General features: G+C 63.5%; 31 protein-coding genes. 29 read left to right on the forward strand and 2 right to left on the reverse strand.

Features of this window, described 5'->3' with window-relative positions:
• Window positions 1-8 precede the first annotated feature (8 nt).
• From EDD78_RS10610 to EDD78_RS10685, 16 genes are read left to right on the forward strand one after another with little or no spacing between them, the layout of a single operon-like run.
• Complete coding sequence (locus EDD78_RS10610) at window positions 9-353, forward strand: hypothetical protein (protein ID WP_079698666.1); 345 nt, start codon at window positions 9-11, stop codon at window positions 351-353.
• 11 nt (window positions 354-364) lie between these two features.
• Complete coding sequence (locus EDD78_RS10615; protein ID WP_079698667.1) at window positions 365-1372, forward strand: phage major capsid protein; 1008 nt, start codon at window positions 365-367, stop codon at window positions 1370-1372.
• A gap of 4 nt (window positions 1373-1376) precedes the next feature.
• Window positions 1377-1709, forward strand: a complete 333-nt coding sequence (locus EDD78_RS10620; protein ID WP_132084912.1) for a hypothetical protein — start codon at window positions 1377-1379, stop codon at window positions 1707-1709.
• A 19-nt stretch (window positions 1710-1728) separates the two neighbouring features.
• Window positions 1729-2055 carry a hypothetical protein gene (locus EDD78_RS10625; protein ID WP_132084913.1) on the forward strand — a complete coding sequence of 109 codons (327 nt, stop codon included), beginning with the start codon at window positions 1729-1731 and terminating at the stop codon, window positions 2053-2055.
• Complete coding sequence (locus tag EDD78_RS10630; RefSeq protein WP_117507849.1) at window positions 2052-2537, forward strand: hypothetical protein; 486 nt, start codon at window positions 2052-2054, stop codon at window positions 2535-2537. Before EDD78_RS10625 ends, EDD78_RS10630 begins: the two co-directional genes overlap by 4 nt.
• Window positions 2534-3583 (forward strand): hypothetical protein, encoded by a 1050-nt coding sequence (locus tag EDD78_RS10635; RefSeq protein WP_165873198.1) that lies wholly within the window; start codon window positions 2534-2536, stop codon window positions 3581-3583. The genes EDD78_RS10630 and EDD78_RS10635 overlap by 4 nt, the downstream gene beginning before the upstream one ends.
• 13 nt (window positions 3584-3596) lie before the next feature.
• The gene (locus EDD78_RS10640) at window positions 3597-3983 is read left to right on the forward strand and encodes a hypothetical protein (RefSeq protein WP_079698671.1); all 387 of its coding nucleotides are present in this window, start codon (window positions 3597-3599) and stop codon (window positions 3981-3983) included.
• Window positions 3983-4288: a hypothetical protein gene (locus EDD78_RS10645; RefSeq protein ID WP_079698672.1), complete on the forward strand. Its 306-nt coding sequence runs from the start codon at window positions 3983-3985 to the stop codon at window positions 4286-4288. The genes EDD78_RS10640 and EDD78_RS10645 overlap by 1 nt, the downstream gene beginning before the upstream one ends.
• Complete coding sequence (locus EDD78_RS10650; protein ID WP_132084915.1) at window positions 4281-4724, forward strand: hypothetical protein; 444 nt, start codon at window positions 4281-4283, stop codon at window positions 4722-4724. Before EDD78_RS10645 ends, EDD78_RS10650 begins: the two co-directional genes overlap by 8 nt.
• 14 nt (window positions 4725-4738) lie before the next feature.
• The gene (locus EDD78_RS10655) at window positions 4739-5116 is read left to right on the forward strand and encodes a hypothetical protein (protein ID WP_132084916.1); all 378 of its coding nucleotides are present in this window, start codon (window positions 4739-4741) and stop codon (window positions 5114-5116) included.
• Window positions 5113-6045, forward strand: coding sequence for a hypothetical protein (locus EDD78_RS10660; protein ID WP_132084917.1), 933 nt, complete (start codon window positions 5113-5115; stop codon window positions 6043-6045). Before EDD78_RS10655 ends, EDD78_RS10660 begins: the two co-directional genes overlap by 4 nt.
• Before the next feature lie 18 nt (window positions 6046-6063).
• On the forward strand, window positions 6064-6444 hold the full coding sequence (locus EDD78_RS10665) for a hypothetical protein (protein ID WP_132084918.1): 381 nt from the start codon (window positions 6064-6066) through the stop codon (window positions 6442-6444).
• A complete protein-coding gene (locus tag EDD78_RS10670; protein ID WP_079698677.1) occupies window positions 6434-6781 on the forward strand; it encodes a hypothetical protein in 348 nt (115 codons plus the stop codon). Before EDD78_RS10665 ends, EDD78_RS10670 begins: the two co-directional genes overlap by 11 nt.
• Before the next feature lie 23 nt (window positions 6782-6804).
• Window positions 6805-7836: a baseplate J/gp47 family protein gene (locus EDD78_RS10675; RefSeq protein ID WP_117507847.1), complete on the forward strand. Its 1032-nt coding sequence runs from the start codon at window positions 6805-6807 to the stop codon at window positions 7834-7836.
• Complete coding sequence (locus EDD78_RS10680) at window positions 7836-8420, forward strand: putative phage tail protein (RefSeq protein WP_079698680.1); 585 nt, start codon at window positions 7836-7838, stop codon at window positions 8418-8420. Before EDD78_RS10675 ends, EDD78_RS10680 begins: the two co-directional genes overlap by 1 nt.
• A 29-nt stretch (window positions 8421-8449) precedes the next feature.
• Window positions 8450-8917, forward strand: coding sequence for a hypothetical protein (locus tag EDD78_RS10685; protein WP_132084919.1), 468 nt, complete (start codon window positions 8450-8452; stop codon window positions 8915-8917).
• Window positions 8918-9013: 96 nt separating this feature from the next.
• Here the strand turns inward: EDD78_RS10685 and EDD78_RS10690 are convergent, their stop codons facing one another.
• Window positions 9014-9196: a hypothetical protein gene (locus EDD78_RS10690; protein ID WP_143533544.1), complete on the reverse strand. Its 183-nt coding sequence runs from the start codon at window positions 9194-9196 to the stop codon at window positions 9014-9016.
• 358 nt (window positions 9197-9554) lie between these two features.
• Between EDD78_RS10690 and EDD78_RS10695 the strand changes: the two genes are divergently transcribed.
• The 11 genes from EDD78_RS10695 (at window position 9555) to EDD78_RS10750 (ending at window position 20837) form a co-directional block, all read left to right on the forward strand.
• Window positions 9555-10418 carry a pyridoxamine kinase gene (locus EDD78_RS10695; RefSeq protein WP_132084920.1) on the forward strand — a complete coding sequence of 288 codons (864 nt, stop codon included), beginning with the start codon at window positions 9555-9557 and terminating at the stop codon, window positions 10416-10418.
• Between the two features lie 48 nt (window positions 10419-10466).
• Window positions 10467-11042 carry an ECF transporter S component gene (locus EDD78_RS10700; RefSeq protein ID WP_132084921.1) on the forward strand — a complete coding sequence of 192 codons (576 nt, stop codon included), beginning with the start codon at window positions 10467-10469 and terminating at the stop codon, window positions 11040-11042.
• An 888-nt stretch (window positions 11043-11930) separates the two neighbouring features.
• Entirely contained in the window at window positions 11931-12422 is a 492-nt protein-coding gene (purE, locus tag EDD78_RS10710) for a 5-(carboxyamino)imidazole ribonucleotide mutase (RefSeq protein WP_132084923.1), read from the forward strand.
• 38 nt (window positions 12423-12460) lie between these two features.
• Window positions 12461-13171 carry a phosphoribosylaminoimidazolesuccinocarboxamide synthase gene (gene purC, locus EDD78_RS10715; RefSeq protein WP_079698687.1) on the forward strand — a complete coding sequence of 237 codons (711 nt, stop codon included), beginning with the start codon at window positions 12461-12463 and terminating at the stop codon, window positions 13169-13171.
• 13 nt (window positions 13172-13184) lie between these two features.
• The gene (gene purF, locus EDD78_RS10720) at window positions 13185-14633 is read left to right on the forward strand and encodes an amidophosphoribosyltransferase (RefSeq protein ID WP_079698688.1); all 1449 of its coding nucleotides are present in this window, start codon (window positions 13185-13187) and stop codon (window positions 14631-14633) included.
• A gap of 70 nt (window positions 14634-14703) precedes the next feature.
• Complete coding sequence (purM, locus tag EDD78_RS10725; RefSeq protein WP_132084924.1) at window positions 14704-15744, forward strand: phosphoribosylformylglycinamidine cyclo-ligase; 1041 nt, start codon at window positions 14704-14706, stop codon at window positions 15742-15744.
• A gap of 37 nt (window positions 15745-15781) precedes the next feature.
• Entirely contained in the window at window positions 15782-16387 is a 606-nt protein-coding gene (purN, locus tag EDD78_RS10730; protein ID WP_079698703.1) for a phosphoribosylglycinamide formyltransferase, read from the forward strand.
• Window positions 16388-17089 carry an IMP cyclohydrolase gene (locus tag EDD78_RS10735; protein ID WP_132084925.1) on the forward strand — a complete coding sequence of 234 codons (702 nt, stop codon included), beginning with the start codon at window positions 16388-16390 and terminating at the stop codon, window positions 17087-17089.
• 18 nt (window positions 17090-17107) lie between these two features.
• Window positions 17108-18283, forward strand: coding sequence for a phosphoribosylaminoimidazolecarboxamide formyltransferase (locus EDD78_RS10740; RefSeq protein ID WP_132084926.1), 1176 nt, complete (start codon window positions 17108-17110; stop codon window positions 18281-18283).
• Between the two features lie 36 nt (window positions 18284-18319).
• Window positions 18320-19579: a phosphoribosylamine--glycine ligase gene (gene purD, locus EDD78_RS10745; RefSeq protein ID WP_132084927.1), complete on the forward strand. Its 1260-nt coding sequence runs from the start codon at window positions 18320-18322 to the stop codon at window positions 19577-19579.
• An 82-nt stretch (window positions 19580-19661) separates the two neighbouring features.
• Entirely contained in the window at window positions 19662-20837 is a 1176-nt protein-coding gene (locus tag EDD78_RS10750; protein WP_132084928.1) for a hypothetical protein, read from the forward strand.
• Window positions 20838-20921: 84 nt separating this feature from the next.
• On the opposite strand, the gene spoVG is transcribed toward EDD78_RS10750, so the two are convergent.
• Window positions 20922-21224 carry a septation regulator SpoVG gene (gene spoVG, locus EDD78_RS10755; protein WP_079698705.1) on the reverse strand — a complete coding sequence of 101 codons (303 nt, stop codon included), beginning with the start codon at window positions 21222-21224 and terminating at the stop codon, window positions 20922-20924.
• 189 nt (window positions 21225-21413) lie between these two features.
• Between spoVG and EDD78_RS10760 the strand changes: the two genes are divergently transcribed.
• Both EDD78_RS10760 and murC read left to right on the forward strand, forming a co-directional pair.
• Window positions 21414-22316 carry a DMT family transporter gene (locus EDD78_RS10760; RefSeq protein ID WP_132084929.1) on the forward strand — a complete coding sequence of 301 codons (903 nt, stop codon included), beginning with the start codon at window positions 21414-21416 and terminating at the stop codon, window positions 22314-22316.
• A 90-nt stretch (window positions 22317-22406) separates the two neighbouring features.
• The gene (gene murC, locus EDD78_RS10765; RefSeq protein WP_132084930.1) at window positions 22407-23774 is read left to right on the forward strand and encodes a UDP-N-acetylmuramate--L-alanine ligase; all 1368 of its coding nucleotides are present in this window, start codon (window positions 22407-22409) and stop codon (window positions 23772-23774) included.
• Window positions 23775-23982 lie beyond the last annotated feature (208 nt).

Genomic DNA, 23982 nt, shown 5'->3' on the forward strand with positions numbered 1-23982 from the left:
ATGTAAAAATGGATATTAGCATTCAAGGGTACGACACCAAATTTGTGACGATGCGCGCGGACGAGGGCTGCAAAAAGGGGAGCGCCGCCACCATCACCCAAAACGGCACCGTCGGCCCCTGCACCAGCGGGGCGTTTATCGGTTTCATCGCGGGGGTTGTGGGGGACTATGCGCTGGTGCAGACGAGCGGCGCTGTCAGCGTGCCCTATAGCGGCACGGCGCCCGCACTCGGCTACACCACGCTCAAGGCGGACGCGAACGGCGGGATCGCCGCCCTGGGCGAGGGCGAGAGTGCCGGGCGCGCGGTCACAGTGGTCTCGGCGGAAAACGGCGCGGCCACCATCATACTGTAGGAGGAAAGCGAATGAATTATCAGAATATTGCGATCACCAAGGATATGTACAAAAACGGCGAGCGGCTGACCAGCCAGCTCGAGCGGCTCGATCCGAGCGCCGGCTACAGCGGCGAGCTGGCCGGGCTCGACGCCTTTGAGCGCCAGCTCAAGCGCTTCGACATCAAGGTTTCGGGCGAGCGCAGCGACCTGCTGCAGAAGTTCTTCTCCACCGGCGAGAGCGCCAGCCTCTTCCCGGAGTACGTGGCCAGGGCGGTGGGCGCCGGGATGGAGCAGAGTGATCATCTGGGGAGCGTCATCGCGGCCAAGACCATGATCAATTCTTTGGATTACCGCACCATCACCACCGACTTTAGCGAGGACGACAAGGAGCTCAAGGTGGTGCTCGAGGGCGGCATGATCCCGCAGGTGCAGATCCGCCTCAAGGACAACCTCGTGCGGCTCTATAAGCGCGGCAGGATGCTCGCGGCCTCCTATGAGGCGATCAAATTCCAGCACATCGACCTCTTCAGCGTCGCGCTCAAGCAGATCGGCGCCTACATCGCCAAGAGCCAGTTCGCCGACGCGGTGCGCGTCCTGATCGACGGGGACGGCAACGACAACGCCGCCGACCGGATCGAAACCGCCGAGAGCGGAAAGCTCTCCTATGGGGATCTCGTCGGGCTGTGGGGCGAGTTCGAGGACTATGAGATGAACGTGCTGCTCGCCTCGCCCGACATGATGCTCAAAGTCCTGGCCCTGCCCGAGATGCAGGACGCGGCGGCCGGGCTCAACTTCCAGGGCACCGGGAAGCTGGCGACCCCGCTGGGCGCCTCCCTCATCCGTTCGAGCGCGGTGCCGGCCGGGACCATCGTGGCCCTGGACAGCCGCTGTGCGCTGGAGATGGTTTGCGCCGGGGAGGTGTCGGTGGATTCCGACCGGCTGATCGACTGCCAGCTCGAGCGCACCGCCATCACCGCGACCGCCGGCTTTGCCAAGATCTTCCCGCAGGCGGTCAAGGTGCTGGGACTGAAGGCATAGCGGTATGACGATCGAAGCGATTCTGGAGGAATTCGGCAAGCTCTGCGCGCTGACAAGCGAGCAGGCGCAGCAGTACGCCTCCCTCGCCGAGGCCGCAGCCGGGGCGATCCGCTCCCGGCTGCGCCCGGGGGCGGACTGCGGGGAAAACAGCGGGCGGCTGGCACTTGCGGCGGCCTATTGGATGCGCGAGCGGTACGAGTCATCCGGCTCCCAGAGCTCGGTGCGCCTGGGCGAGCTGTCGGTGAGCGCTGGGCGCAGTGAGCCCTCCCCGGACGAATGGCGGCTGCTGATCGGAGAGCTGCTGCTGCCCGAGGGCGCGCAGTTCTTTTGTGTGTAGCGGGGTGGGCGGCATGAATTTGGAGCAAACACTCGCCACCCTGCTGCGCCAATACGGGCGGCAGGTCTCGGTGGAGGGGAAAGCGGGCAGCGGGCACAAGGCGCTGCTCTTCCCCCACAGCGAGGACCCGGGCGAAGGGTACCGTCTCGGGGAGAGCGGAGGCCTTCGCCGCGCCCTGTGGCGGTACTATGCGCTCCCCGGGGAGGCGTGCGCCCGCGAGCACGAGGTGCTGCAAGCGGACGGGAAGCGGTATCTACTGCTGCAGGTGAGCGGCTACTGGCTTGGGGAGCATGAAATCTACCGCACGGGGCTCTGCGAGGAGCTGGGAGAGGAGGACGCGACGTGAACCATCTGTGGGACCTGCTGGAGCATGTGCAGGAGCTGCTTCGCCCCGCCCTGCCGGGGGTGCGTATCGTCACCGCGTACGACCCCCAGAACGCCGGGCCGGGAGCGCCGCGCAGGACGGTGACCCTCTCGCTCGAAGGGGCCGAGACGGTAGAGAACGCAAACGACTATCTCGGCGCTCTAAGCTCTCAGGAGGAAGCCCTGCTGCGCGGGCGGCTGGTGGATCTGACCCTGCGCATGGTCCTCCTCGGCGGGGAGCGCGGCGCAAAGGGGTGCTACGAGCTGCTGGACAGCGTATTGCAGGTGCTGTTTTTTGAGGCGGGAGAGCTCTATCTGCACAGCGTGCAGACCGAGCGCGCGCAGTATGACGCGGCCGAGCGCAGCGTCAGCCTATGCTGCCGCTTCACCCTGCGCTGCCTGATCACCCGCCAGGAGGAGAGCGGGGGATATCAAAACGTTGTGATAAGGAGGAAGGAAGATTGAGCTTTTGGACCAAGCGGCCGGGGGTCTATTCCGAATATACGGTCAAGAGCCGGTACGCGGCGGCAAGCTCGCAGAAATTTGCGGCGGCGGTCGGCGTCTATACGGGGGAGAACCCCGAGGCGCTCTATGAAGTAAAGAGCGTGGAAGAGCTCGCCGCCGCCCTGCCAAGCCAGGGGGACGCGGGGCTTTACCCGCTTTGCAAAATCCTGCTGGAGGGCGGGGTGAGCAAGGTTTACTGCGCGCCGGTGCCTACGGGGGCGACGGCCGAGGACTACAAGGCGGCCTTCGCGCGGCTCGAGGGGATCGAAAACCTCTACGCCGTCGTCTGCGACAGCGGGGAGGAAGCGGTACTGCAGGAGCTGCGCGGCCACTGCGTTTACTGCAGCGAGCGCCAGAAGGAACGCCTCGGCTTTTGCGGGGCGAAGGAGAGCAGTGGTGCGCCTGTACTGGCGCAGAGCCTGGGCTGCGAGCGGATGGTGCTCTGCGCCCCGGCGGCCCGGTATGGGGAAGGGGAGAGCGCGGCCTTCACCGCCGCGGCCTTCGCGGCCGGGGTGCTGACGGCCGAGAGCGCCGGCTACAACCTCAACGGGCTGGTACTCGGCGGGGTGGATGCGCTTGTCGAGGCGATCAGCGAGAGCGCGCTCGAGGAGATGCTGGGCCTCGGCGTCTGCGCCTTCGAGAGCGTGGGCGGGCAGGTTCAGTGCGTAAAGGCGCTGACCACCCGCAGCATGAGCGGCGGCGCGGCGGACTACAGCCTCGCGGCACTCAACACCATGCTGATCATCGACGAGGTGATGGCCGCCCTGCGCACCGCGATGAAGCAGCGCCTGCGCGGCGCGCGCAACAACGCGCTCACCCGCGGGGCGATCGCCTCGCAGGCGACCATCGAGCTGGCGGCAAAGCAGGACGAGGGGCTGATCGACGACTTCGACGTGCCGCTCGTCAGCGAACAGCCGGACGAGCCGGGGGTGCTGCTGCTCGAGGTCGGGTTCCATGTGGCGGGCGTGATCAGCCAGATCCGCATCGTCGCGCAGATTACGGTTTGAGGGGGATAGAAGAATGGCAATTATTACGGTGCCGACCAGCCGGGACATCTACATCGAGATCAACGGGCAAAAGCTGGCGGTGGCGCAGAGCTACAAGGTGAAAACCACCCGCGAGAGCCGGTACGTCGAGGCGTTCGGAAGCGAGGAGCCGGTCGGGACGATCGGCGGGAGGACCCGGCATGTGGTGGAGCTTTCCAGGGTCGTGATCAGCGAGGGGGCCCTGAGCGACGGGGTCGACTTTTATGCGCTTTCCGGCTTCAACCTGGTGATCGTGAAGCCCGACCGCAAGCTGATCTACTCGGGCTGCGAGTGGAGCGAGATCAGCGAAAACGCCAATCTCAACGACACGGTGATCGAGTGGATCTCGCTGGTGGCCCAAAAGCGCATGGAGGTGCGCTGATGGCGCTGCCAAAAAAGATGACGCCGCTTGGGGACGGGGTGTTCCTGCGGCAGGTGCCGGCCGGGCGCATGCTCTGCGAGCACGAGCTGGTGCGCGGGCTGCTGGGAGAGTTTCTGCCGCATTACCCGGACGCTGGGCGGCTGCTGCCGCTCTGCCGCAACATCGCGCTGCTCTCTCTGGCGCTGTGCGACGAGCAGGGACAAGAGCTTTACACGCCACAGCAGGTGGCGGCGCTCCTGCCGATGGAGCAGATCGCGTCTCTCGCCGCCCTCTATCGGCAGCAGGAGGAGGGGGAGCATGCTTGAGGAACTGTTAGAGCTGCAGGAGCAGTCCGCGCGGCAGGAGCGCGCATCCGCGGGGAGGCGCCCCGTCGCCTCCCTGCTGCGGGAGGCCGGGGAAGAGGCGCCGCCGCGGCAGACCGGTGAGGAGCACGAGGCTTGGTCCCTGCCGCAGCAGCCGCGGCAGGAGCCGGCGCTTTACGCGCCGAGCACGTATCAGCCATCGAGGCCGGCCTTCGCGCAGGGTACGGCGGCGCGCACGGCCGGAATCACTGCGGGGGTCACCGTGGGGGCCCCCATGGATGTCTACGAGGTGGCCGCCCCCGCACAGGAGGAGCAGAGGACGGGGCCGCAGCCGCGCGAGGTGCTCTACCCGCGCCAGAGGCGGGTGGCGCTCAGAGAGATTTCGGATGAGATGGAATTCGAGTCGCGGCAATACCCGCGGGTGGAAGAGGACTTTTAAAGGAGGGGCAAGGTTTGGAGAAAATTGCGGCGATCATGCAGTTCGGGGACTACCAGTTCCGGTATAACCCGTCGAGGATCGTGCTGCGGCAGGAGAAGAACATCCGGCTGCGCAGCTGCCCGGGCAGGTGGCAGGATGCGCAGAACATCGGGGAGAACGCGCGGATCATCGAGGGCGAGGGCGAGCTGTTCGGCGGCGACGTGGCCGCCCAGTGGGAGGCGCTTTGCCAGAGCTACCGCGCCCAGGAGCCGGCGCTGCTGATCTCCCCGGTGGCCGGGCCGATGTACGCCTATTTCGCCTATCTCGAGGCGGTCGGGCAGGGTGGGGTGACGCTGCGCTTTTCCTTTCGCTTCATCGAGGACCAGCGGCGCACGCTGGAGGGCGGCATATGACGGTTACGGCCTGTTTTACCGGGACCGGCGGGGAGGACACCACCCTTTACAGCTGCATCGGCTTCGAGGTGGTGCGCCCCTTCGCCTCCCCGGTTTACAGCTGCAAGGCGTCCTTCGCCATGAGCGGTCCGCTGCCCGAGCAGAAAACGGTGCGCCTCCTGCTCGACGGCGAGACCCTCTTCGACGGGCTGATGGACAAGCAGTGCTACAGCGAGGAGAGGGACGGGAGCCTTTTAAAAATCGAGGCGCGCACCAGGGGGGCCTGCCTGCTCGACTGCGAGGCAAAGCCGCAGACCTACTACAACCCCTCGATCGGGCGGATCTTCGAGCGGCATATCGAGCCCTACGGCTTCACCCGCCTTTCGGACAGCTTCGAGACGCGCCCCTCGGAATTTGTGGTGCGCAAGGGGATGAGCGAATGGGACGTGCTCAAAAATTATTGCCGGGCCTCCTGGAGGCCCGACCCGTACATCGACCGGGATGGGGTGGTGCGCACCGAGTATGTCCCTGAGCGGGGGCTGCCCGTCGAGGGCGGCCGGATCAAGGGGGTGCATCTCGCCTTCGGACAGGAGATCGACCGGACCCAATACGTCTCCGAGACAGGGATTTTGGACGAGCTGGGCCGGCTGGTCTACAGCCGGGAGTATACCCCCGAGCTCGGGATCACCCGGCGGCGGTACCTCTATTCGGCCGGCGTGGAGGACGAGAGTAAATGGTGGCAGAGCCAGTACAACGCATACAAGCGGGCGGCCGCAACCAGACTGGTGCGGCGTGAGGTGCTTGCGCACTACCGTGCCATTTACCCGGGCGACTTCTACGAGCCGTATGACAGCGAAATCGGCTGGGCGGTGTGGGAGGTGCGCTATATTCTCAACGAGGACGGCTTTCGCGAGGAGGTCGAGCTGCGGGACCACCGCTTTATCAGATGATGGAAAGGAAGGGAAAGGATGTGGATGACCGAGCGGATGCGCCCCGGCGCGCCGGGGCGCCCGAACGCACAGGCGGTGCGCGTCATCGACGCTAAGGAGGGCAAGGTGACCGTACAGGGGGACACCACCCTCCAGGACCCGCGCTATCTGTACGGCGGCTGCCGCTACATCCCCAGCGAGGGGGACCGGCTGCTCCTGCTGAACGCGGGGGGAGAGCAGGTGATCGCCGGGGTGATCGACGAGGGTGACGGTGGGCTGCGGCCCGGCGAGGTGGAGCTGCGCAGCACCGGCGGTGCCGTGCTGCGGCTGTGCGCCGACGGGACGATCAAGCTAAACGGGCTGACCGTCTCCCAAAACGGGGAGATCGTCGGCAAGACGGAGGGAAGCAATGGACAGTAAGCTGAAAAACGGGGACCATGCGCGGGACGCGCGGGGGCTGAGCATCCCGCTCGATGCGGACGGGCTGCTCATACAGAACGCCATGATCCGCCTGATGGTGAAAAAGGGCAGCTTCCCGCTGAACCGGGAGCTGGGGAGCCTGCTTTGGCGCCTTCCCCGCGACACGGCCGGGGCGAATGCCCTGGTGAGCGGCTATGTACAGGAGGCGCTGGGCCCGCTGCGGGGGGTGCAGGTGGACGGGGCCTCCTGCGCCTACGCGGGAGACAGGCTCACCGTACACGTCAGCCTGACGCTGCGGGAGAGCAAAAAAACAGTGGAATTGGGGGTGGCGCTTTAGTGGGACAGCAGGAGATTTTACAGATGATGAAGACGCGGTACGCCGAGCTGGCCGGGTTCGATCCGGACGACGGGTCGGACGTGGGAATCCGCATGGCGGTGCTCAGCGAGCAGGTCGCAAGCCTCCTCGAGGAATGCGCGCAGCTGCGCCGGGAGCTCTTCCCGGCCACCGCGGGGGGCGAGAGCCTGGAAAGGCATGCCGAGACGCGGGGCCTTTCACGCAAGGGCGCGCTTTTCGCGCGGGGCACGCTCACCTTTTCCCGCCGCAGCGCCGGGGAGGAGGACCTGCTCATCCCGCAGGGGACGCTCGTCTCGGGCGGCGGGGTGGAGTTTGCCACCGATGCGGCGGCGACCCTGGCGGCGGGCGAGCTGACGGTGCAGGCGCCTGCCAGCGCCTGCACCGCGGGGGCGGGCGGGAACCTGGCGGCGAACCGGATCGACACCATGGTGACCCCGGTGGTGGGGATCAGCGGGGTGCAGAACCCGGCCCCCTTTACGGGGGGCACCGACGAGGAGAGCGACGAGCAGCTGCGCGAGCGGCTCTTTGAGAGCTACCGCTCGGTCTCGAACAGCACCAACAGCGCCTTTTACTACGGCGAGGTCACACAGCATGAGTTCGTCGCCTCGGCGGCGGTGCTGCCGCGCGTGCGCGGCCGGGGGACGGTGGACATCGCGGTCAGCGGGTTTTTGGAGGACCTGCCGGCCGGGCGGGTGCAGCAGCTGCAGCAGTCGCTGGCGCAGAAGAAGGAGATCAACGTGGACGTGCTGGTCAAAAACGCCGTCGAAAAAAGGGCCGATCTCTCGCTGCTGCTGGATCCTATGGAGAACGATTCCTTCGAGGAGGTCAAGGCCCGGTGCCAGGCGGCGCTGCACGACTACTTTTTGTCGCAGCAGGTGGGGGAGAGCCTGATGTGCGCAAGGCTCCTGGCGGCACTCTGCGCACTGGAGGGGGTGCGCAACGTCACGCTACTCTCCCCGGCCGCCGACGTGCGCGCGGCGGCGGACGAGATCATCCGCCCCGGAGAGATCGCGATCGCCAGGATGGAGGTCGTGTGATGGAGCGCTTTGATTGCCGCCGCTCGGTCTATTCGCTGATGGGCTCTTTGGGGATCTACCGGCTGCAGGGCAGCCTGATCGAGGCCGAGCTGGAAAGCTACCTCTGCGCGCTGGCGCTCGTCCAGGAGGAACTTTCTACCCTCTGGCGGGATATGTACATCCAAACGGCGAGCGAGGAGACGGTGGCGCGCTATGAACGGCTGCTCTCGCTCCCCTTCAACCCCAAGCTGACGCTGGAGCGGCGGCGGGAGCTGATCATCTACCGCCTGAGCGTGGCGCAGAGCGACTTCACCCACGAGGGGATGCTCGCCTCGCTGCGCGCGGCGGGGCTCCATTCGCAGCTGATCGAGCATCCGGCCGAGGAGCGCCTGGAGGTCGTGTTTTTGGAGCTGCTGGGGGAGTTTACCACCCTGGACAAGCTCAAGGCGATGATCGGGAAAATGCTGCCCGCCCATCTGGAGTACGAGCTGGTCATCGGGGAGATGACCTGGGTGGATTTCGAGGAAAAGGGGTGGGACTGCGATAGGTTCGACGAGCGGGACTTCACCTGGGAGGAATTCGACCTGGCGGGGGATATGCTGTAAAGCCCGCGCCAATAAAAGAGGAGTGAATTATGCCAAGCACTTACAAGACGCCAAACTACGGGCTCAACAAATGGACCGGCAGCGACAAGCCGAAGATGGACGACTTTAACCTGGACAACGAAAAGCTGGACGCCGCGCTGGGGGCCCACGCGGCCAATGCGACGCTTCATCTGAGCGAGGAGGAGCACGGGTGGCTGCGCGCCCCGATGGAATACGGCAGCTACAGCGGGGACGGCACCTCGTCGCGGCAGGTCACGGTCGGCTTCAAGCCGAAATTTTTATTGGTCTATGCCGTGGGGCAGCCGCTGATCTACTACGACTGGAACTACCGCACCGCCGACCTTTATTCGGGGGTGGCCACCGAAAACGGCGCCAGCATGGGGATCACGCTGAGCGATACCGGCTTTTCGGTGGAAAACGTCGAGGACTCGGTGATCGGGGTCGGGCCGATCCTCAACCAGACCGGGAAGACCTACGCCTGGATGGCGCTTCGCTGACATCCCTCCCGCGCATAGCGGCAGGGTTTTACATAGATCAGCCGGTCCCCTGCACAGCATGTACTGTGCAGGGGACCGGCTGCTTTTTTGGGAGGGTTAGTGCATGACCGAGGAAATCCCGTCCACGATCTCGCCCACGGCGTGGATGGCGCGGTCGGCGGTCTTCTTCATCTGGCGGCGCTTCTTGGCGGGGCTCTTCTGGGTCATCATATAAGCGGCGGTCCCGACCGCCATGGTGACGGCAACCCCGGTCAGTGCGTTGGAAACCATCTTGTTCAAATTCTTCATCTCCCCGTTTTTTCTTTGGTCTGCCCGGCAAACCGGTATTAGTTTGTCCGGGGCACTTCCTGCTAACCGAGAAAAAGTCTGGGAGCGGGAATTCTACAATTTGTACAACGGGAAAACCAGATTGCCTCCATCCGGTTGTGCAATCCGACCGGGGCGGATTTCGGGCGGAAGATGCTGGATGGATTTGCCGTCAATATATATAAATACCAAATTTAAATAATAGTATTCTGTGGAGGAATCGTACAAAAACACGCTTGGGATAGCAATTTTTTTAGATTTTGATAAAATAGAGGGCAAAGACTAGAATAAATGCAGGACGGGGAGACCCGCCCGATTGTGGAGGAACCTTATGGAAAACAGACCAGGCAGGGTGCTGGCGATCCATGACCTTTCGGGGTTCGGGCGCTGCTCCCTCACGGTGATCCTGCCGATCCTGTCGGCGATGGGGGTACAGGTCTGCCCGCTGCCCACGGCGGTGCTCAGCACCCACACGGGAAACCTGGGGGACGTGGAGATGCGCGACCTGACCGACTTCATCGCCCCCGCGCTGGCGCACTATGAGCGGCTGGGCATCGACTTTGAGTGCGTGTACACCGGCTTTCTCGGCGGGGCGGGGCAGATCGACTCCTGCCTGCGGGCGCTGGCGCTCTATCCAAAGGCGCTGGCGGTGGTGGACCCGGTGATGGGCGACCACGGAAAAGCGTACCGCACCATGAACGCCGACATGATCCGGCGGATGGGGGAGCTGGTGGCGGGGGCCGACGTGATCACCCCCAACCTGACCGAGGCGTGCATGCTGCTGCACGAGGATTACCGCTTCGAGCCGCTGACGCGCACGCAGGCCAAGAGCATGCTGGCCCGCCTTTGCGAGCTCGGACCGAAGTACGCGGTGATCACCGGGGTGCAGATGGCCGACGGGAAGATCGCCAACCTCGGGTTTGACCGGGAACGCGGCAGCTACTGGATGGTGGGGTGCGACTACACGCCGGTGAGCTACCCGGGGACGGGGGACATGTTCGCCAGCGTCCTGGTCGGCGGCTTCCTGCGCGGGGACAGCCTGCCCATCGCGATGGCGCGCGCGACCGGGTTTTTGGAGCGCACCATCAAAAACACCTTCAGCTACAGCAGCGACCCCCGCTTCGGCGTGATGTTCGAGCGGGACATCGGGCTGCTGGAGAGCCGCGAGGTCAGCAAGAGCTTCAGCCTGCTCTAAACACATTTGGTCCTTTCGCCACAACATGTATTCCGGGGAGGGCTTACTATGGAAAACACGCAGGAGAAACGGAAATTCAACACCTACGACATTGTGCTGGTGGGCGTGATGGCGGCGGTGGTCTTTGCGGCAAACTTTCTTTCCATCCCGATCGGAGATGTGACAAGAATCCACTTCGGCAACGTGTTCTGCGTGCTGTCGGGTATTTTGCTCGGCGCGGTGCGCGGGGGACTTTGCGCGGGACTGGGCGGCTTCTTTTACGATCTGACCAACCCGCTCTATGCGGCGGAAGCGCCGCTGACGTTCATCATGAAATTCGTGATCGGCTTTTTCGCGGGCCTGATCGCCAACCGGGGCGGCAGGCAGGGCAAAAAGATGGGCTCCAACATCCTCGGCGCGTGCGTGGGGAGCGTCAGCTACATCGTGCTGTATCTGGTTAAAAATTTCATCGAGCAGTATTTCCTGATTAAGAATCCCATGCCCACCGTCATGGCGCTGCTGGCGACCAAGGCGGGTGCGTCGCTGCTCAACGCGTTGCTGGCCGTGGTGGTGGCGGTGCTGCTCGCACCGGCCTTCCACACGGTGCTGGAGCGCTCGGGGATATGGAGAAAAATTACAAAATAGTAGTCTCTTTTTGTGGGGCTGTCCGCTCCAAACCCTGAGGTCTTTTCTTTGTTTGAAAGAAAAGACCCAAAAGAAGCAAACAAAGGAGGGGACGCCCCTCCTTTGAGACCACCCCACGCGCGACCACGCGCGGACTATACACATTTGCGCTCGCCGCGAAATGCGAAGCCCCGCTCCGGTTTTCCGGAGCGGGGCTTTTTGCCCGCGCAGGACACTGATTGCAACGACGATTGTGCGTTTCCCCGCGCAGGGGGTCTCCCTCGTCGGAGCTTTCCCGATCGGTTTCCAAAGGACTTAGTCCTTTGGAAACCAAAAATAAACCCGAAAGGGGGTCCAACGTCTTAAAAGGCGTCTAGGGAAACGGCTCGTTTCTAGCCCGTGAGGCGCACCGCTCGCAAAGCGAGCCTGCATTTTTGGTCGGGCGCCAAAAATGCGTGCGCCTAACTGCCCGCACCCGCCAAAGGGGCGTCGCCCCCTTGGAACCCTTTTACTTAGAACGCGGGGTAAACAGCTCCGCTGTGAGTTCGCTTTGCTTCGCGAACCGGCAGCGGCACCCTGCCGTCAATCTGCCTAAATCCGATTGGAAGCGTCAAAGGGCTTCTCTGCTTTCTGCTGATTTTTGCCGAAACGGGGAAAAACCATTGAATTTTACCTGGCGATGGTTTACACTGGATAAGTAGTGAATTTAAACCGACAGGCAGTACCGGAGGAAACACAATGGCGTTTTTCACCCGCTCTCTCATCGGCAGCCCCTTCTCCCATATGCGGGAAAGCTGTAAGCTGGCGGACTGCCTCCCGGCTCAGATTCGATAGGCGCATAGCAGGACTGCGACCCCTTTAGTGGGCCGCAGTCCTTTTACGTTTTGAATACGAAAGGATGGATGCAGGATGTCGAAAAAGGTTGCGGTCATCATGGGCAGCGACAGCGACTGGGGGATCGTCAAGGCCGCGGTCGAGACGCTGAAGGAATATGGGGTACCGGTGGAGGCGCACGTCATGAGCGCGCACCGCACGCCCGAGCTCGCCTGCTCCTTCGCCGCCAATGCCCGGGAGAACGGCTTCGGGGCGATCATTGCGGCGGCGGGCAAGGCCGCGCACCTGGCCGGGGTGCTCGCGGCGCACACCACCCTGCCGGTGATCGGGATTCCGGTGAAAAGCTCCACACTCGACGGGCTGGACGCGCTGCTGGCGACGGTGCAGATGCCAAGCGGGATCCCGGTGGCGACTGTGGCCATCGACGGGGCGAAGAACGCCGCGCTGCTGGCCATCCAGATTCTGGCGGTGAGCGACGGGGAGTTGGAAACGAAGCTCGCGGCGATGAAGAAGGAAATGACCGAAGGGGTCGTCAAAAAGGACCAGAAGCTGCAGGAGCAGTACTAATACATAAACAATATAAGACGATACAGGAGGAAGCAAGCATGAAAAAGTTGGAGCAGCTGTACGAGGGAAAAGCGAAAAAGGTCTTTAAGACCGACGACCCGGAGCTTTACATCGTCGATTACAAGGACGACGCCACCGCCTTCAACGGCGAGAAGAAGGGCACCATCATGGGCAAGGGGGTCATCAACAACCGGGTGAGCAACCACCTGATGAAAATGCTCGAGACCCACGGCATCCCCACCCACTTTGTCGAGGAGATTTCCGAGCGCGAGACGGTGGTCAAGAAAGTCACCATCGTGCCGCTCGAGGTCATCGTGCGCAACATTGCCGCCGGCAGCCTTTCCAAGCGCCTGGGCCTGCCCGAGGGCACCAAGATGAAATCCACCGTGCTCGAATATTCCTATAAGGACGACGCGCTGGGCGACCCGATGGTCAACGACTACCACATCGCCGCCATGGGCCTGGCCACCAAGGAGGAGCTCGAGACCATCGCGGGCTACGCGCTGAAGGTCAACGAAATCCTCAGCGAGTACCTGAAGGACCTGAACATCGAGCTGATCGACTTCAAGCTGGAGTTCGGCAAGACCTCGGACGGCACCATCATCCTGGCCGACGAGATTTCTCCGGACACCTGCCGCTTCTGGGATTCCACCACCGGCGAAAAGCTGGACAAGGACCGCTTCCGCCGCGACATGGGCGGGGTCGAGGACGCTTACAAGGAAGTCATGAAGCGCCTGCTGGGCGAATAAGGGAGGCCTGCGCATGCAAAACGAGAAGCTACACGAGGAATGCGGGGTATTCGGCATCTACGACCGCAGCGGCGAGGACGAGGTGGCGGCCAAGACCTACCTGGCGCTCTACGCGCTGCAGCACCGCGGGCAGGAGACCTGCGGGATCGTGGTCAACGACGAGGGCGTCATGCGCTCGCACAAGGACCGCGGACTGGTGCCCGACGTGTTTGGGCACGGCGCGCTCGAGCGGCTTGGCAAGGGGCAGATCGCCATCGGGCATGTGCTCTACGCCGCCAAGCCGGTCCAGTCGCGCTCGAGCGCGCAGCCGCTGATGGTGCGCCACGTCAAGGGGCCGATGGCCCTGGGCACCAACGGGGCGCTGGTCAACGCCCACGAGCTGCGCGAGGAGATCGAGCGCAGCGGCGGCATTTTCCACACCGACACCGACGCCGAGGTCATCTCCTACATGATCACCCGCGAGCGGCTGAGTGCCCCTTCGATCGAGGTCGCGGTCGAGCGCGCGGTGCCGAGACTTCGCGGCGCCTTCTCGATGGTGATCTCCTCGCCCACCAAGCTGATCGCGGTGCGCGACCCATGGGGCTTTCGGCCGCTGTCGATGGGCAGGATCGGGGACGATCAGATCGTCTTCGCCTCCGAGACCTGCGCCTTCGACAGCATTGGGGCCACCTTCGTGCGGGACCTGCGTCCCGGCGAGATCGTGGTGGTGGACCCGAAGGGCGAGCGCTCGATCGAGACGCACTGCGGCCGCAGGGGCAACGTCTGCGTCTTTGAATATGTCTACTTCGCGCGGCCCGACTCGGTGATCGAGGGGGCGAGCGTACATATGGCCCGCCAGCGCGCGGGGGCGTTCCTGGCCAAGGAGCATCCCGTAGAGGCGGATGTGGTCATTGGCGTGCCGGACAGCGGGCTGGACGCCGCGATGGGCTACGCCCGCGAGAGCGGGATCCCCTATGGGGTGGGCTTCATCAAGAACCGCTATGTCGGGCGCACCTTCATCCAGCCCACCCAGATGGAGCGCGAGGCGCTGGTGCGGATCAAATTAAACGCCGTGGCCGCCACCGTCAAGGATAAGCGGGTGGTGATGGTGGACGACTCGATCGTGCGCGGCACGACCACCGCCCACATCGTCGAGCTGCTGCGCGCCGCGGGCGCCAGGGAGGTGCATATGCGCATCTCCTCCCCGCCCTTTATGAACCCCTGCTATTTCGGTACCGACATCGACAGCCGGGACAAGCTGATCGCCTGCCGGCTCTCGCTGCCCGAGATCGCCAGGGAGACCGGGGTGGACTCGATCGGGTTTTTGAGCGTGCCCGACGTCGAGCGGATCGCCGAGGGGGCGCACTGCGGCTTCTGTACCGGGTGCTTCACCGGCAAATATCCCATCGAGGTGCCGGCCGAGATGCCCGCCAATAAGTTCGACTGCCCGATCCCCGAATCGGTCAAGAACAAGAAAAAATAGAGGACCCGTTCTCGGGTCCGCCACACAATACATTACCGTCGCCCAGTGCGACATGGAGGACGGGACAGCTATGCAGAAAAGCTTTAGTGAAAGTTACAAGGCGGCCGGGGTGGACGTCACCGCGGGCTACCGTGCGGTGGAGCTGATGAAGCAGCACGTCGCGCGCACCATGACCGCCGGCTCGATCGACGGGATCGGCGGCTTTGGCGGGATGTTCGAGCTGGACATGACGGGGCTCACCCGCCCGGTGCTGGTCAGCGGGACCGACGGGGTGGGCACCAAGCTGCGCCTCGCCCAGATCGCGGACAAGCACGACACCATCGGGATCGACTGCGTGGCGATGTGCGTCAACGACATCATCTGCTGCGGGGCGAAGCCGCTGCTCTTCCTCGATTACCTGGCGGTGGGCAAAAACGTCCCCGAGCGGGTCGCCGAGATCGTTTCGGGCGTGGCGGAGGGCTGCGTGCAGGCGGGCTGCGCCCTGGTGGGCGGCGAGACCGCCGAGATGCCCGGCTTCTACGGCGTCGACGAATACGACCTGGCCGGCTTCTCGGTCGGGGTGGTGGACCGCGCAAAGGTCCTGGACAAGACTGCGATTTGCCCCGGCGACGCGATCGTCGGGCTCTCCTCGAGCGGGGTGCATTCCAACGGCTTCTCGCTGGTGCGCAAGGTGTTCGGGATCGGGGAGGACCGCTCGTTTGATAAGCAGGTCCCCGAGCTCTCGGGTTCCCTGCTCGGGACCCTGCTGACCCCGACCAGGATTTATGTGAAGCCGATGCTCGCCCTTTTTGAAAAAATAGCGGTCAAGTCGGTCTGCCACGTCACCGGCGGCGGGTTTTATGAGAACATCCCGCGCGCGCTGACCAAGGACGTGAACGCCGTCATCCACAAGGGCAGCTTCCCGCTGCCCCCCATCTTCCCCCTGATCCAGAAGGAGGGGAACATCCCCGAACGGGACATGTACAACACCTTCAACATGGGGATCGGCATGATCGCCGTCCTGCCCGCCGCGCAGGCGGACGAGGCGGTGCGCATTCTAAATGGGTGCGGCGAGCGCGCGCAGATCATCGGCGAGGTCATGGCGGGCGACGGCTCGGTCGTGCTGGATTAAACGCCCGGGGAGCGGGCGCGGAAGGGAAATGATCGAAGTGGTAAACGTGGCGGTACTGGTGTCGGGCGGCGGGACCAACCTGCAGGCCCTCATCGATGCGCAGGCGGCGGGCAAGCTGCCCCACGTCAATTTTGTCTGCGTGCTCTCCTCCAAGGAGGGGGCGTATGCCCTGCAGCGGGCCGGGGCCGCCGGGATCCCGGCCGAGGTGGTGCCGAGAAAGGCCTACCCCGGCAAGGAGGAATATTCCCGCGCGCTGGATGAGGCGCTTTCGCGGTACGGGGCGAAAATCGTCGTCCTGGCGGGTTTTTTGTGTATCCTTTCGGGAGAATTTTGCAAAAAATATACAAATAGGATCATTAATGTCCATCCCTCGCTGATCCCGTCGTTTTGCGGCGACGGCTTTTACGGGCTGCGGGTGCACGAGGCGGCGCTGGCGTATGGCGTCAAGGTGAGCGGCGCGACGGTGCACTTTGTCAACGAGATCACCGACGGGGGAAGGATCATCCTGCAAAAGGCGGTGCCGGTGCTGGAGGGGGACACTCCCGAGACGCTGCAGCGCCGGATCATGGAGCAGGCGGAATGGGAGCTGCTGCCCAGGGCGGTGGAGCTCGTCTGCGAGCAGGCAGAAGGGGAGGTAAGCTAAATGAAATGTGAGAGCTTTTATGAGCTGCTGCGCGGCAACGATTATCCCGGGCGGGGGATCATGATCGGGCGCAGTAAGGACGGGGAAAAGGCGGTCATCGCCTATTTCATCATGGGCCGCAGCGAGAACAGCCGCAACCGGGTGTTCGTCGAGGACGGCGGCGGACTGCGCACCCAGGCGCACGACCCGCAGAAAATGGTGGACCCCTCGCTGGTGATCTATTCCCCGGTACGGGTTTTGGGGGAGACCACCATCGTCACCAACGGGGACCAGACCGATACGGTCTATGAGTTTTTAAAGAACGGGAGGACCTTCGAGGAGGCGCTGCGCACCCGCACCTTCGAGCCGGACGGGCCGAACTTCACCCCCCGCATCTCCGGGGTGCTCAGGGGATTCGACTACAAGCTCTCAATCCTCAAGAGCGCCGAGGGGGACGAGCGGGCGGCGCGGCGGTACTTCTACGAGTACCAGGACCCCATCCCCGGGCAGGGGCATTTCATCCACACCTACCGCTGTGACGGCAACCCCATCCCCTCCTTCGAGGGGGAGCCCGAGCTGGTGGCAATCGAGGACGACATCGACGGGTTCACCGAACGGGTGTGGGAGAGCCTCAATGAACAGAACAAGGTCTCCCTCTTCGTGCGCTTCATCGACGTTCGCACCGGGCAGACCGACAACCAGATCGTCAACAAACATCAGTAAGGGAGAGGAGTGTCTGCCATGGCGAAGGAACTGGAACTCAAATACGGCTGCAACCCCAACCAAAAGCCGTCGAAAATTTTCATGAAGCAGGGCGAGCTGCCCATCGAGGTGTTAAACGGCAAGCCGGGGTACATCAATTTCCTCGACGCCTTCAACAGCTGGCAGCTGGTGCGCGAGCTGAAAGCGGCCACCGGGCTGCCGGCGGCCGCCTCCTTCAAGCACGTCAGCCCCGCCGGGGCGGCGCTGGGGCTGCCGCTGAGCGATACGCTGAAAAAAATCTACTTTGTGGACGACATGGAGCTCTCCCCGCTTGCCTGCGCCTATGCCAGGGCCCGCGGGGCGGACCGGATGTCCTCCTACGGGGACTGGGCCGCGCTCAGCGACGTCTGCGACGAGCAGACCGCGCGGATCATCGCCCGCGAGGTGTCCGACGGGGTGATCGCCCCCGGCTACACCGACGCGGCGCTGGAAATCCTTAGGGCTAAGCGCAAGGGCGGCTACAACGTGGTTAAAATCGACCCCGGCTACGTCCCGGCGCCGGTCGAGCACAAGGACGTTTTCGGCGTCACCTTCGAGCAGGGGCGCAACGAGCTGAAAATTGATGAGAAGCTGCTCGAAAACGTGGTGACCAAAAACAAGGACATTCCGGAGACTGCCAGGCGCGACCTGATCGTCTCGCTGATCACCCTCAAATACACCCAGTCCAACTCGGTCTGTTACTGCAAGGACGGGCAGGCAATCGGCGTGGGCGCGGGGCAGCAGTCCCGGGTGCACTGCACCCGGCTGGCCGGCAACAAGGCGGACTTCTGGTACCTGCGCCAGCATGAGCGGGTGCTCGCGCTCCCCTTTAGGGAAGGCATCCGCCGGGCGGACCGGGACAACACCATCGACGTGTACATCTCGGACGACTATCTGGACGTGCTGCGCGACGGCGCCTGGCAGCAGTTCTTCACCCTGCGCCCCGAGCCGCTGACGCGGGAAGAGAAGGCCGCGTGGCTCGCCACCATGGGCGGCGTGTCGCTCGGGTCGGACGCGTTCTTCCCCTTCGGGGACAACATCGAGCGCGCGCACCGCAGCGGCGTGCAGTACATCGCGCAGCCGGGCGGGTCGATCCGGGACGACAATGTGATCGAGACCTGCGATAAGTACGGCATGGCGATGGCCTTTACCGGGATCCGGCTGTTCCACCACTAAAATCTGCGCAATCCCCAGAAAGGAATGGACATTTTCATGAAGGTACTGATTGTGGGCGGCGGCGGGCGCGAGCATGCCATCGCCCTGGCGATAGCAAGGAGCCCGGGCGTGGAAAAGCTCTACTGCGCGCCCGGCAACGCCGGGACGGCGGCGCTCGGCGAAAATGTGCCCATCGGCGCGACCGACCTTGACAAAATGGTCGCCTTCGCGAAGGAGCAGAAGATCGACTTTGTGGTGGTCGCGCCCGACGACCCGCTGGCGCTCGGGATGGTGGACCGGCTCGAGGAGGCGGGGATCCCCGCCTTCGGCCCCACGGCGGCGGCTGCCGCCATCGAGGGGAGCAAGGTGTTCGCCAAGGATTTGATGAAGCGCTACCACATCCCCACCGCCGGCTATGAGGTATTCGCGGACCCGCGTCAGGCGCTGGACTACATCCGGGCGCAGGGGAAGTACCCGGTCGTCATCAAGGCGGACGGGCTGGCGCTGGGCAAGGGCGTCATCATCGCGGGCAGTGAGGAAGAGGCGCGGGAAGGCCTGCGCTCGATCATGGAGGACAAAATCTTCGGCGCGAGCGGCAACCGGGTGGTGATCGAGGAATTCCTCACCGGGCCCGAGGTGTCGGTGCTCGCCTTCACCGACGGGAAGACCCTGGTGCCGATGGTTTCCTCGATGGACCACAAGCGCGCCCTGGACGGGGACCGCGGCCCCAACACCGGCGGTATGGGCACCGTTGCCCCCAACCGGTATTACACCCCCGAGGTGGCGAAGGCGTGTATGGAAACGATCTTCCTGCCCACCGTCGAGGCGATGAACCGGGAGGGGCGCACCTTCAAGGGGTGCCTTTACTTCGGGCTGATGCTCACCCCCGAAGGCCCCAAGGTGATCGAATACAACTGCCGCTTCGGCGACCCCGAGACCCAGGTGGTGCTCCCGCTCTTGGAAAGTGACCTGCTGGGGATCATGCAGGCGGTGCGCGACGGGCGGCTGAGTGAAGTGCCGGTGCGCTTCTCGGATGGCGCGGCGGCCTGCGTGGTGCTCGCCTCGGGCGGGTACCCGGGCAGCTACGAAAAGGGCAAGGTGATCGCGGGGCTGGGTGAAGATTTCGGCGAGGACGTCTTTATCTACCATGCCGGGACCGCCATAAAGGACGGGGAGACCGTCACCTCGGGCGGAAGGGTGCTGGGCGTGACCGCGCGGGGGAAGGACCTCGCACAGGCGCTCGCCCGCGCCTACGAGGCCGCCGGAAAGATCGACTTTGCGGGCAAACAGTACCGCACCGACATCGGTAGGAAATAAGATTTTAGCGGCAGGACTGCCGTATCGGGCATCCCCTTTCCCGCCCGCGAGGGGATGCCTTTGTTTTGAGGAGGAATGACGAATGTTTGGAAAGACGCTGGCAGCGCCGCTGGCGCTCGTGATGGCGCTCGCCCTCGCCCTGCCCGCCCCGGCCGCACAGGGGAGCGCGCAAATGGGCGGCGAGCGGGCCATCCCGCTGCCCGATCCGGCAAAAATCACCGAGGGCGGAAGCTGGGACGAAGTGGACCGCACCTTTTCAGCCGGGACGCTGAACGAAGCCCTTGCCGCGCTTAGCGGGGTGCAGGCGGTGGAACTCGGCGATTTTGAGAGCCTTTCCGATTTTTACGCCGCGGGCGGGGGCGAGCTCGGGACGACCATCTGGTTCAGTACGAAAGAGAACCGGTTTGCCTACACCTATTCGTTTTATGGCGGGCTGCTCGGCGTCAGCGCAGAGGGCGGCTATGAGCAGTACTATGGGATGTCCACTTCGGTCGCGGCGGCGAAGGAGAAGCTGCGCCGGCTGGCGCAGGGCACCCCGCCCACTCTGCCGGACCTGGGCGGGGTGGATCTGTGGCTGATCAACGACCAGGAAAAGACCGCCGCCTGGTGCGACGGGCAGGCCAGTGACGCGCTGGAGGACCTGTGCCGGGGGATGGATGACTTCGCGGCTCCAAAGCTACAACCCCGCGCCAAGGGAGTCAGTGCGATCGAATTGAAGAGCAGATACAAGACCCGGTACGAGCTGTGCCAAAACGGGATGCGCGCCGGCTGGTGGAGCATCTGCCAGCCGGTCAGGGAGCTCTACCCGGCGATGGAGGTTTCATTTCCAAAAGCAAAGTGGGACGCATTCCTCACCGAGGCCGACCGGCAGTATGCCCGCTGTGAGAAGGCGCCGCTCTGGCTCGCGATGATCAATCCCGCCAAGATCGCCGGTGCGCGGGTCTACGATGAAACCGGGCGACAGCTTTTCTCGTCAAGCGACCCCGGTTCGATCGAACCGCGGCTGTCCGGGATACGGGTAAAGCCGGGCAGCTACGAAAAAACAGAGGATACCGCGACCCTTCGCGGGTCTAAGAAAATCGAAGTCGATTTTACCGGGGGCGTACGCTACCGGCTGCTTTTTAACGATGCGGTCCTGATGCTCTTTTCCAGCGACCTTGGCTACGGTGCGCGCTACCTTCTCACAGAGGAAGGCGCCCGGAAGCTCGGGGATATCCTGGAGGGCGGCTTCCCCTACAACCCGCCGACGGGCGGCTGACAATTTTTCCAAGCGATCATAGACGGACAAGAAAAGGGGCCGCCGCAGCTTGTGCTGCGGCGGCCCGAAATGAGAGGGGGAAGGTTATATCTTCGGAGCCTCCGGCGAGACTTCGGCCTCGGGCGGATTCTCCGCGAGATAAGCGTAATAGCGTTCGAGGATGCTCGTTTCGATGAGCTGGCGCGCCTCGGGGGTGATGGGATGCACGATGTCCCGAAAGCTGCCGCTTTCGTCCTTGCGGGACGGCATGGCCACGAACAGGCGGCTCGGTCCCTCGATCACCTTGATGTCGTGGACGGCGAAGTCCCCGTCGATGGTGATCGAAACCAGCGCCTTCAGGCGCGCATCGGGATAGATGCGGCGGATTCTTACATCTGTGATGTTCATATTTTGCCTCCTAATGATGGTTGTCTGTACTGCGGGCCGCGCGCTTGCCTGATGGTAATAGTATTCGGCATAATTTTTGACGTTATTCATTTTCTGGAAGATTTTTTCACCCTCTGCTTGCAGTTTCTGGACGGAATCCGGATTTTGTGGTATAAACAAGGGGTGCAAAACTTTGGAAGGAGGGCGCGGATGAAACGGGCGTTGGTCTATGGGGTCCTGGCGTCGTTCTTTTTCGCCTTTACCTTCGTGTTCAACCGGAGCATGAACCTCTCGGGCGGGGACTGGATGTGGAGCGCCGCGCTGCGCTTTCTGTTCATGCTGCCCATGCTGGCGCTGATTCTCCGCCGGGGCGGGCGGATGCAAGCGGTGCTGCAGGCGGTGCGGCGCGACCCGAAAAATTGGCTGCTCTGGAGCACGGTGGGCTTCGGGCTGTTTTACGCGCCGCTGAGCTGGGGCTCGGTCTATGGGGAATCCTGGTTTGTCGCGGCCTGTTGGCAGGTGACCATTGTGGCGGGGGTGCTGCTCACCCCGCTCTTCGGGCAGAGGATACCGCTGAAGAACCTGGGGATGTCCTGCGTCATCCTGCTGGGGGTCCTGCTGCTGCAGGTGCGCCCGGGCGATAAGCAAGGCGCGGAGCAGACGGTGGCGGCTCTGCTGCTGATCCTGCTGGCCGCCTTCTGCTACCCCTTGGGCAACCGCAAGATGATGGAGCACTGCCCGCAGGAGCTCTCCACCGTGCAGCGGGTCTTCGGCATGACCGTCTGCAGTCTGCCGTTCTGGCTCATGCTCTCGCTGCTGGCACTGCTGCGCAGCGGCTTGCCGCCGGTGGGGCAGGTGGCGCAGTCGGGCGCGGTGGCCCTCTTCTCGGGGTGCGTGGCGACCATCCTCTTCTTCCGGGCGACCGACCTGTGCCGGGGCGATCCGCGCAGGCTGGCCCTGATCGAGGCGACCCAGTCGGGCGAAGTGGTCTTTACCCTGTTCGGCGGGGTGCTGCTGCTCGGCGACCCGCTGCCGGGCGCGGCGGGCCTTGGGGGAATTTTGCTGATCGTGGGCGGAATGGTGGGCAGCAGCCTGGTTTCAGCCAAACGGTGAGGCTTTTGCGCCTAAAAATGTTTATTTTCCCACCGCTTCGCAATATAATAGATAAGATGGAATATTGAATCTGTATTGGAGTTGACAGCCATGCGCGTACCGGCGGATATTTTGGAAGGCAAGCGGCACATACATTTTATCGGGATCGGCGGATCGGGAACCTTCCCGCTCGCCCAGATCCTGCTCAAGCGGGGATATGAAATTTCCGGCTCGGACAACAATCCGGGCGACACCATCGAGCTGGAAAAAAGTATGGGTATGAAGGTGATGATGGGCCAGGACCCGAAAAATATCGAGGGGGCGGACGCGATCGTCTATTCCGCCGCCATCATGGAGGACAATCCCGAGCTGATCGCCGCGAAAGCGAGCGGCAAGCCGGTACTCGAGCGCAGCGAGCTGCTCGGGCTGATTACCTCGCAGTATCAAAACTGTATCGGGATCAGCGGCACCCATGGCAAGACCACCACCACCGCCCTGCTCACCCACATCCTGCTCGCGGCGGGCGCGGACCCGAGCGCGGTCATCGGCGGCAAGCTGCGCGAGATCGGCGGCAACGGCCGGGTGGGGCAGAGCGAGAACCTGGTGGTCGAGAGCTGCGAGTTCGTGGACACCTTCCTGCACCTCTACCCGGACATCGCGGTGATCCTCAATGTGGACGAGGACCATCTCGACTACTTTAAAAACCTGGAAAACATCATTTGCTCCTTCCACAAGTTCGCGTCCCTGGCGACCAGGTGTGTGATCGCGAACGGGGACGACGAAAACACCTGCCGCGCTCTGGAAGGCCTTTCCCAGCGGGTGGTCACCTTCGGGCTGGGGGACAAAAACGACTGGCAGGCGAAAGAGGTCGCGAAGGACCCCGAGGGCGCGGGATACCGTTACGCGCTTTACCATGGCGGGGCGCGGGTCTGCGAGGTCCTCACTGCGGTGCCGGGCGAGCACAACGTCTCAAACTCCTTAGCGGCCATCGCCTGCGCCTGCGAGAGCGGGGTGGATCCCGCCGAGGCGGCAAAGCATGTCGGCAGCTTCACGGGCGCGGGGCGGCGCTTCGAGATCCTGGGCGAGCGAAACGGGGTCACCATCGCGGACGACTACGCCCACCATCCCAAGGAGATCGAGGTGACGCTGCGCGCCGCGCGCGCCATGGGCTACCGCCGGGTATGGGCGGTGCACCAGCCCTTTACCTATTCGCGCACCGCGCTGCTGCTCGAGGATTTTGCCAAGGCCCTCTCGCTGGCCGACCGGGTGGTCCTCTCCGAGATCATGGGCGCCAGGGAGTACAATACCTATGATATCTACGCCAAGGACCTCGCCGAAAAGATCGAGGGATGCGTATGGTTTGAAACGTTCCCCGAGATCGCTAGGTACGTGATGGAAAACGCCGGGGAGGGCGATTTGGTGATCACCCTCGGCTGCGGCGATGTTTATAAATGCGCCAAGCTGATGCTGCAAGAATAAAAAGTGCCCGGGCCGCAAGGCCCGGGCACTTTTTGAGAGTACAAAAGACCGTTAGTATAGGTTACTAACGGTCGTCTTTTTGCTGTTTTTTAAAAGGAGCGGCAGGTTTTTAGCCCGCCCCTTCCGAATTTATCCTAATTATATCCTGTTTTGGAACGGATTTCAAGTCGAAACGGCTTTTTTCGCCGAATCCCTCACAATGGAAGAC

Source organism: Harryflintia acetispora (genome assembly GCA_004340125.1).
Taxonomy (GTDB): domain Bacteria; phylum Bacillota; class Clostridia; order Oscillospirales; family Ruminococcaceae; genus Harryflintia; species Harryflintia acetispora.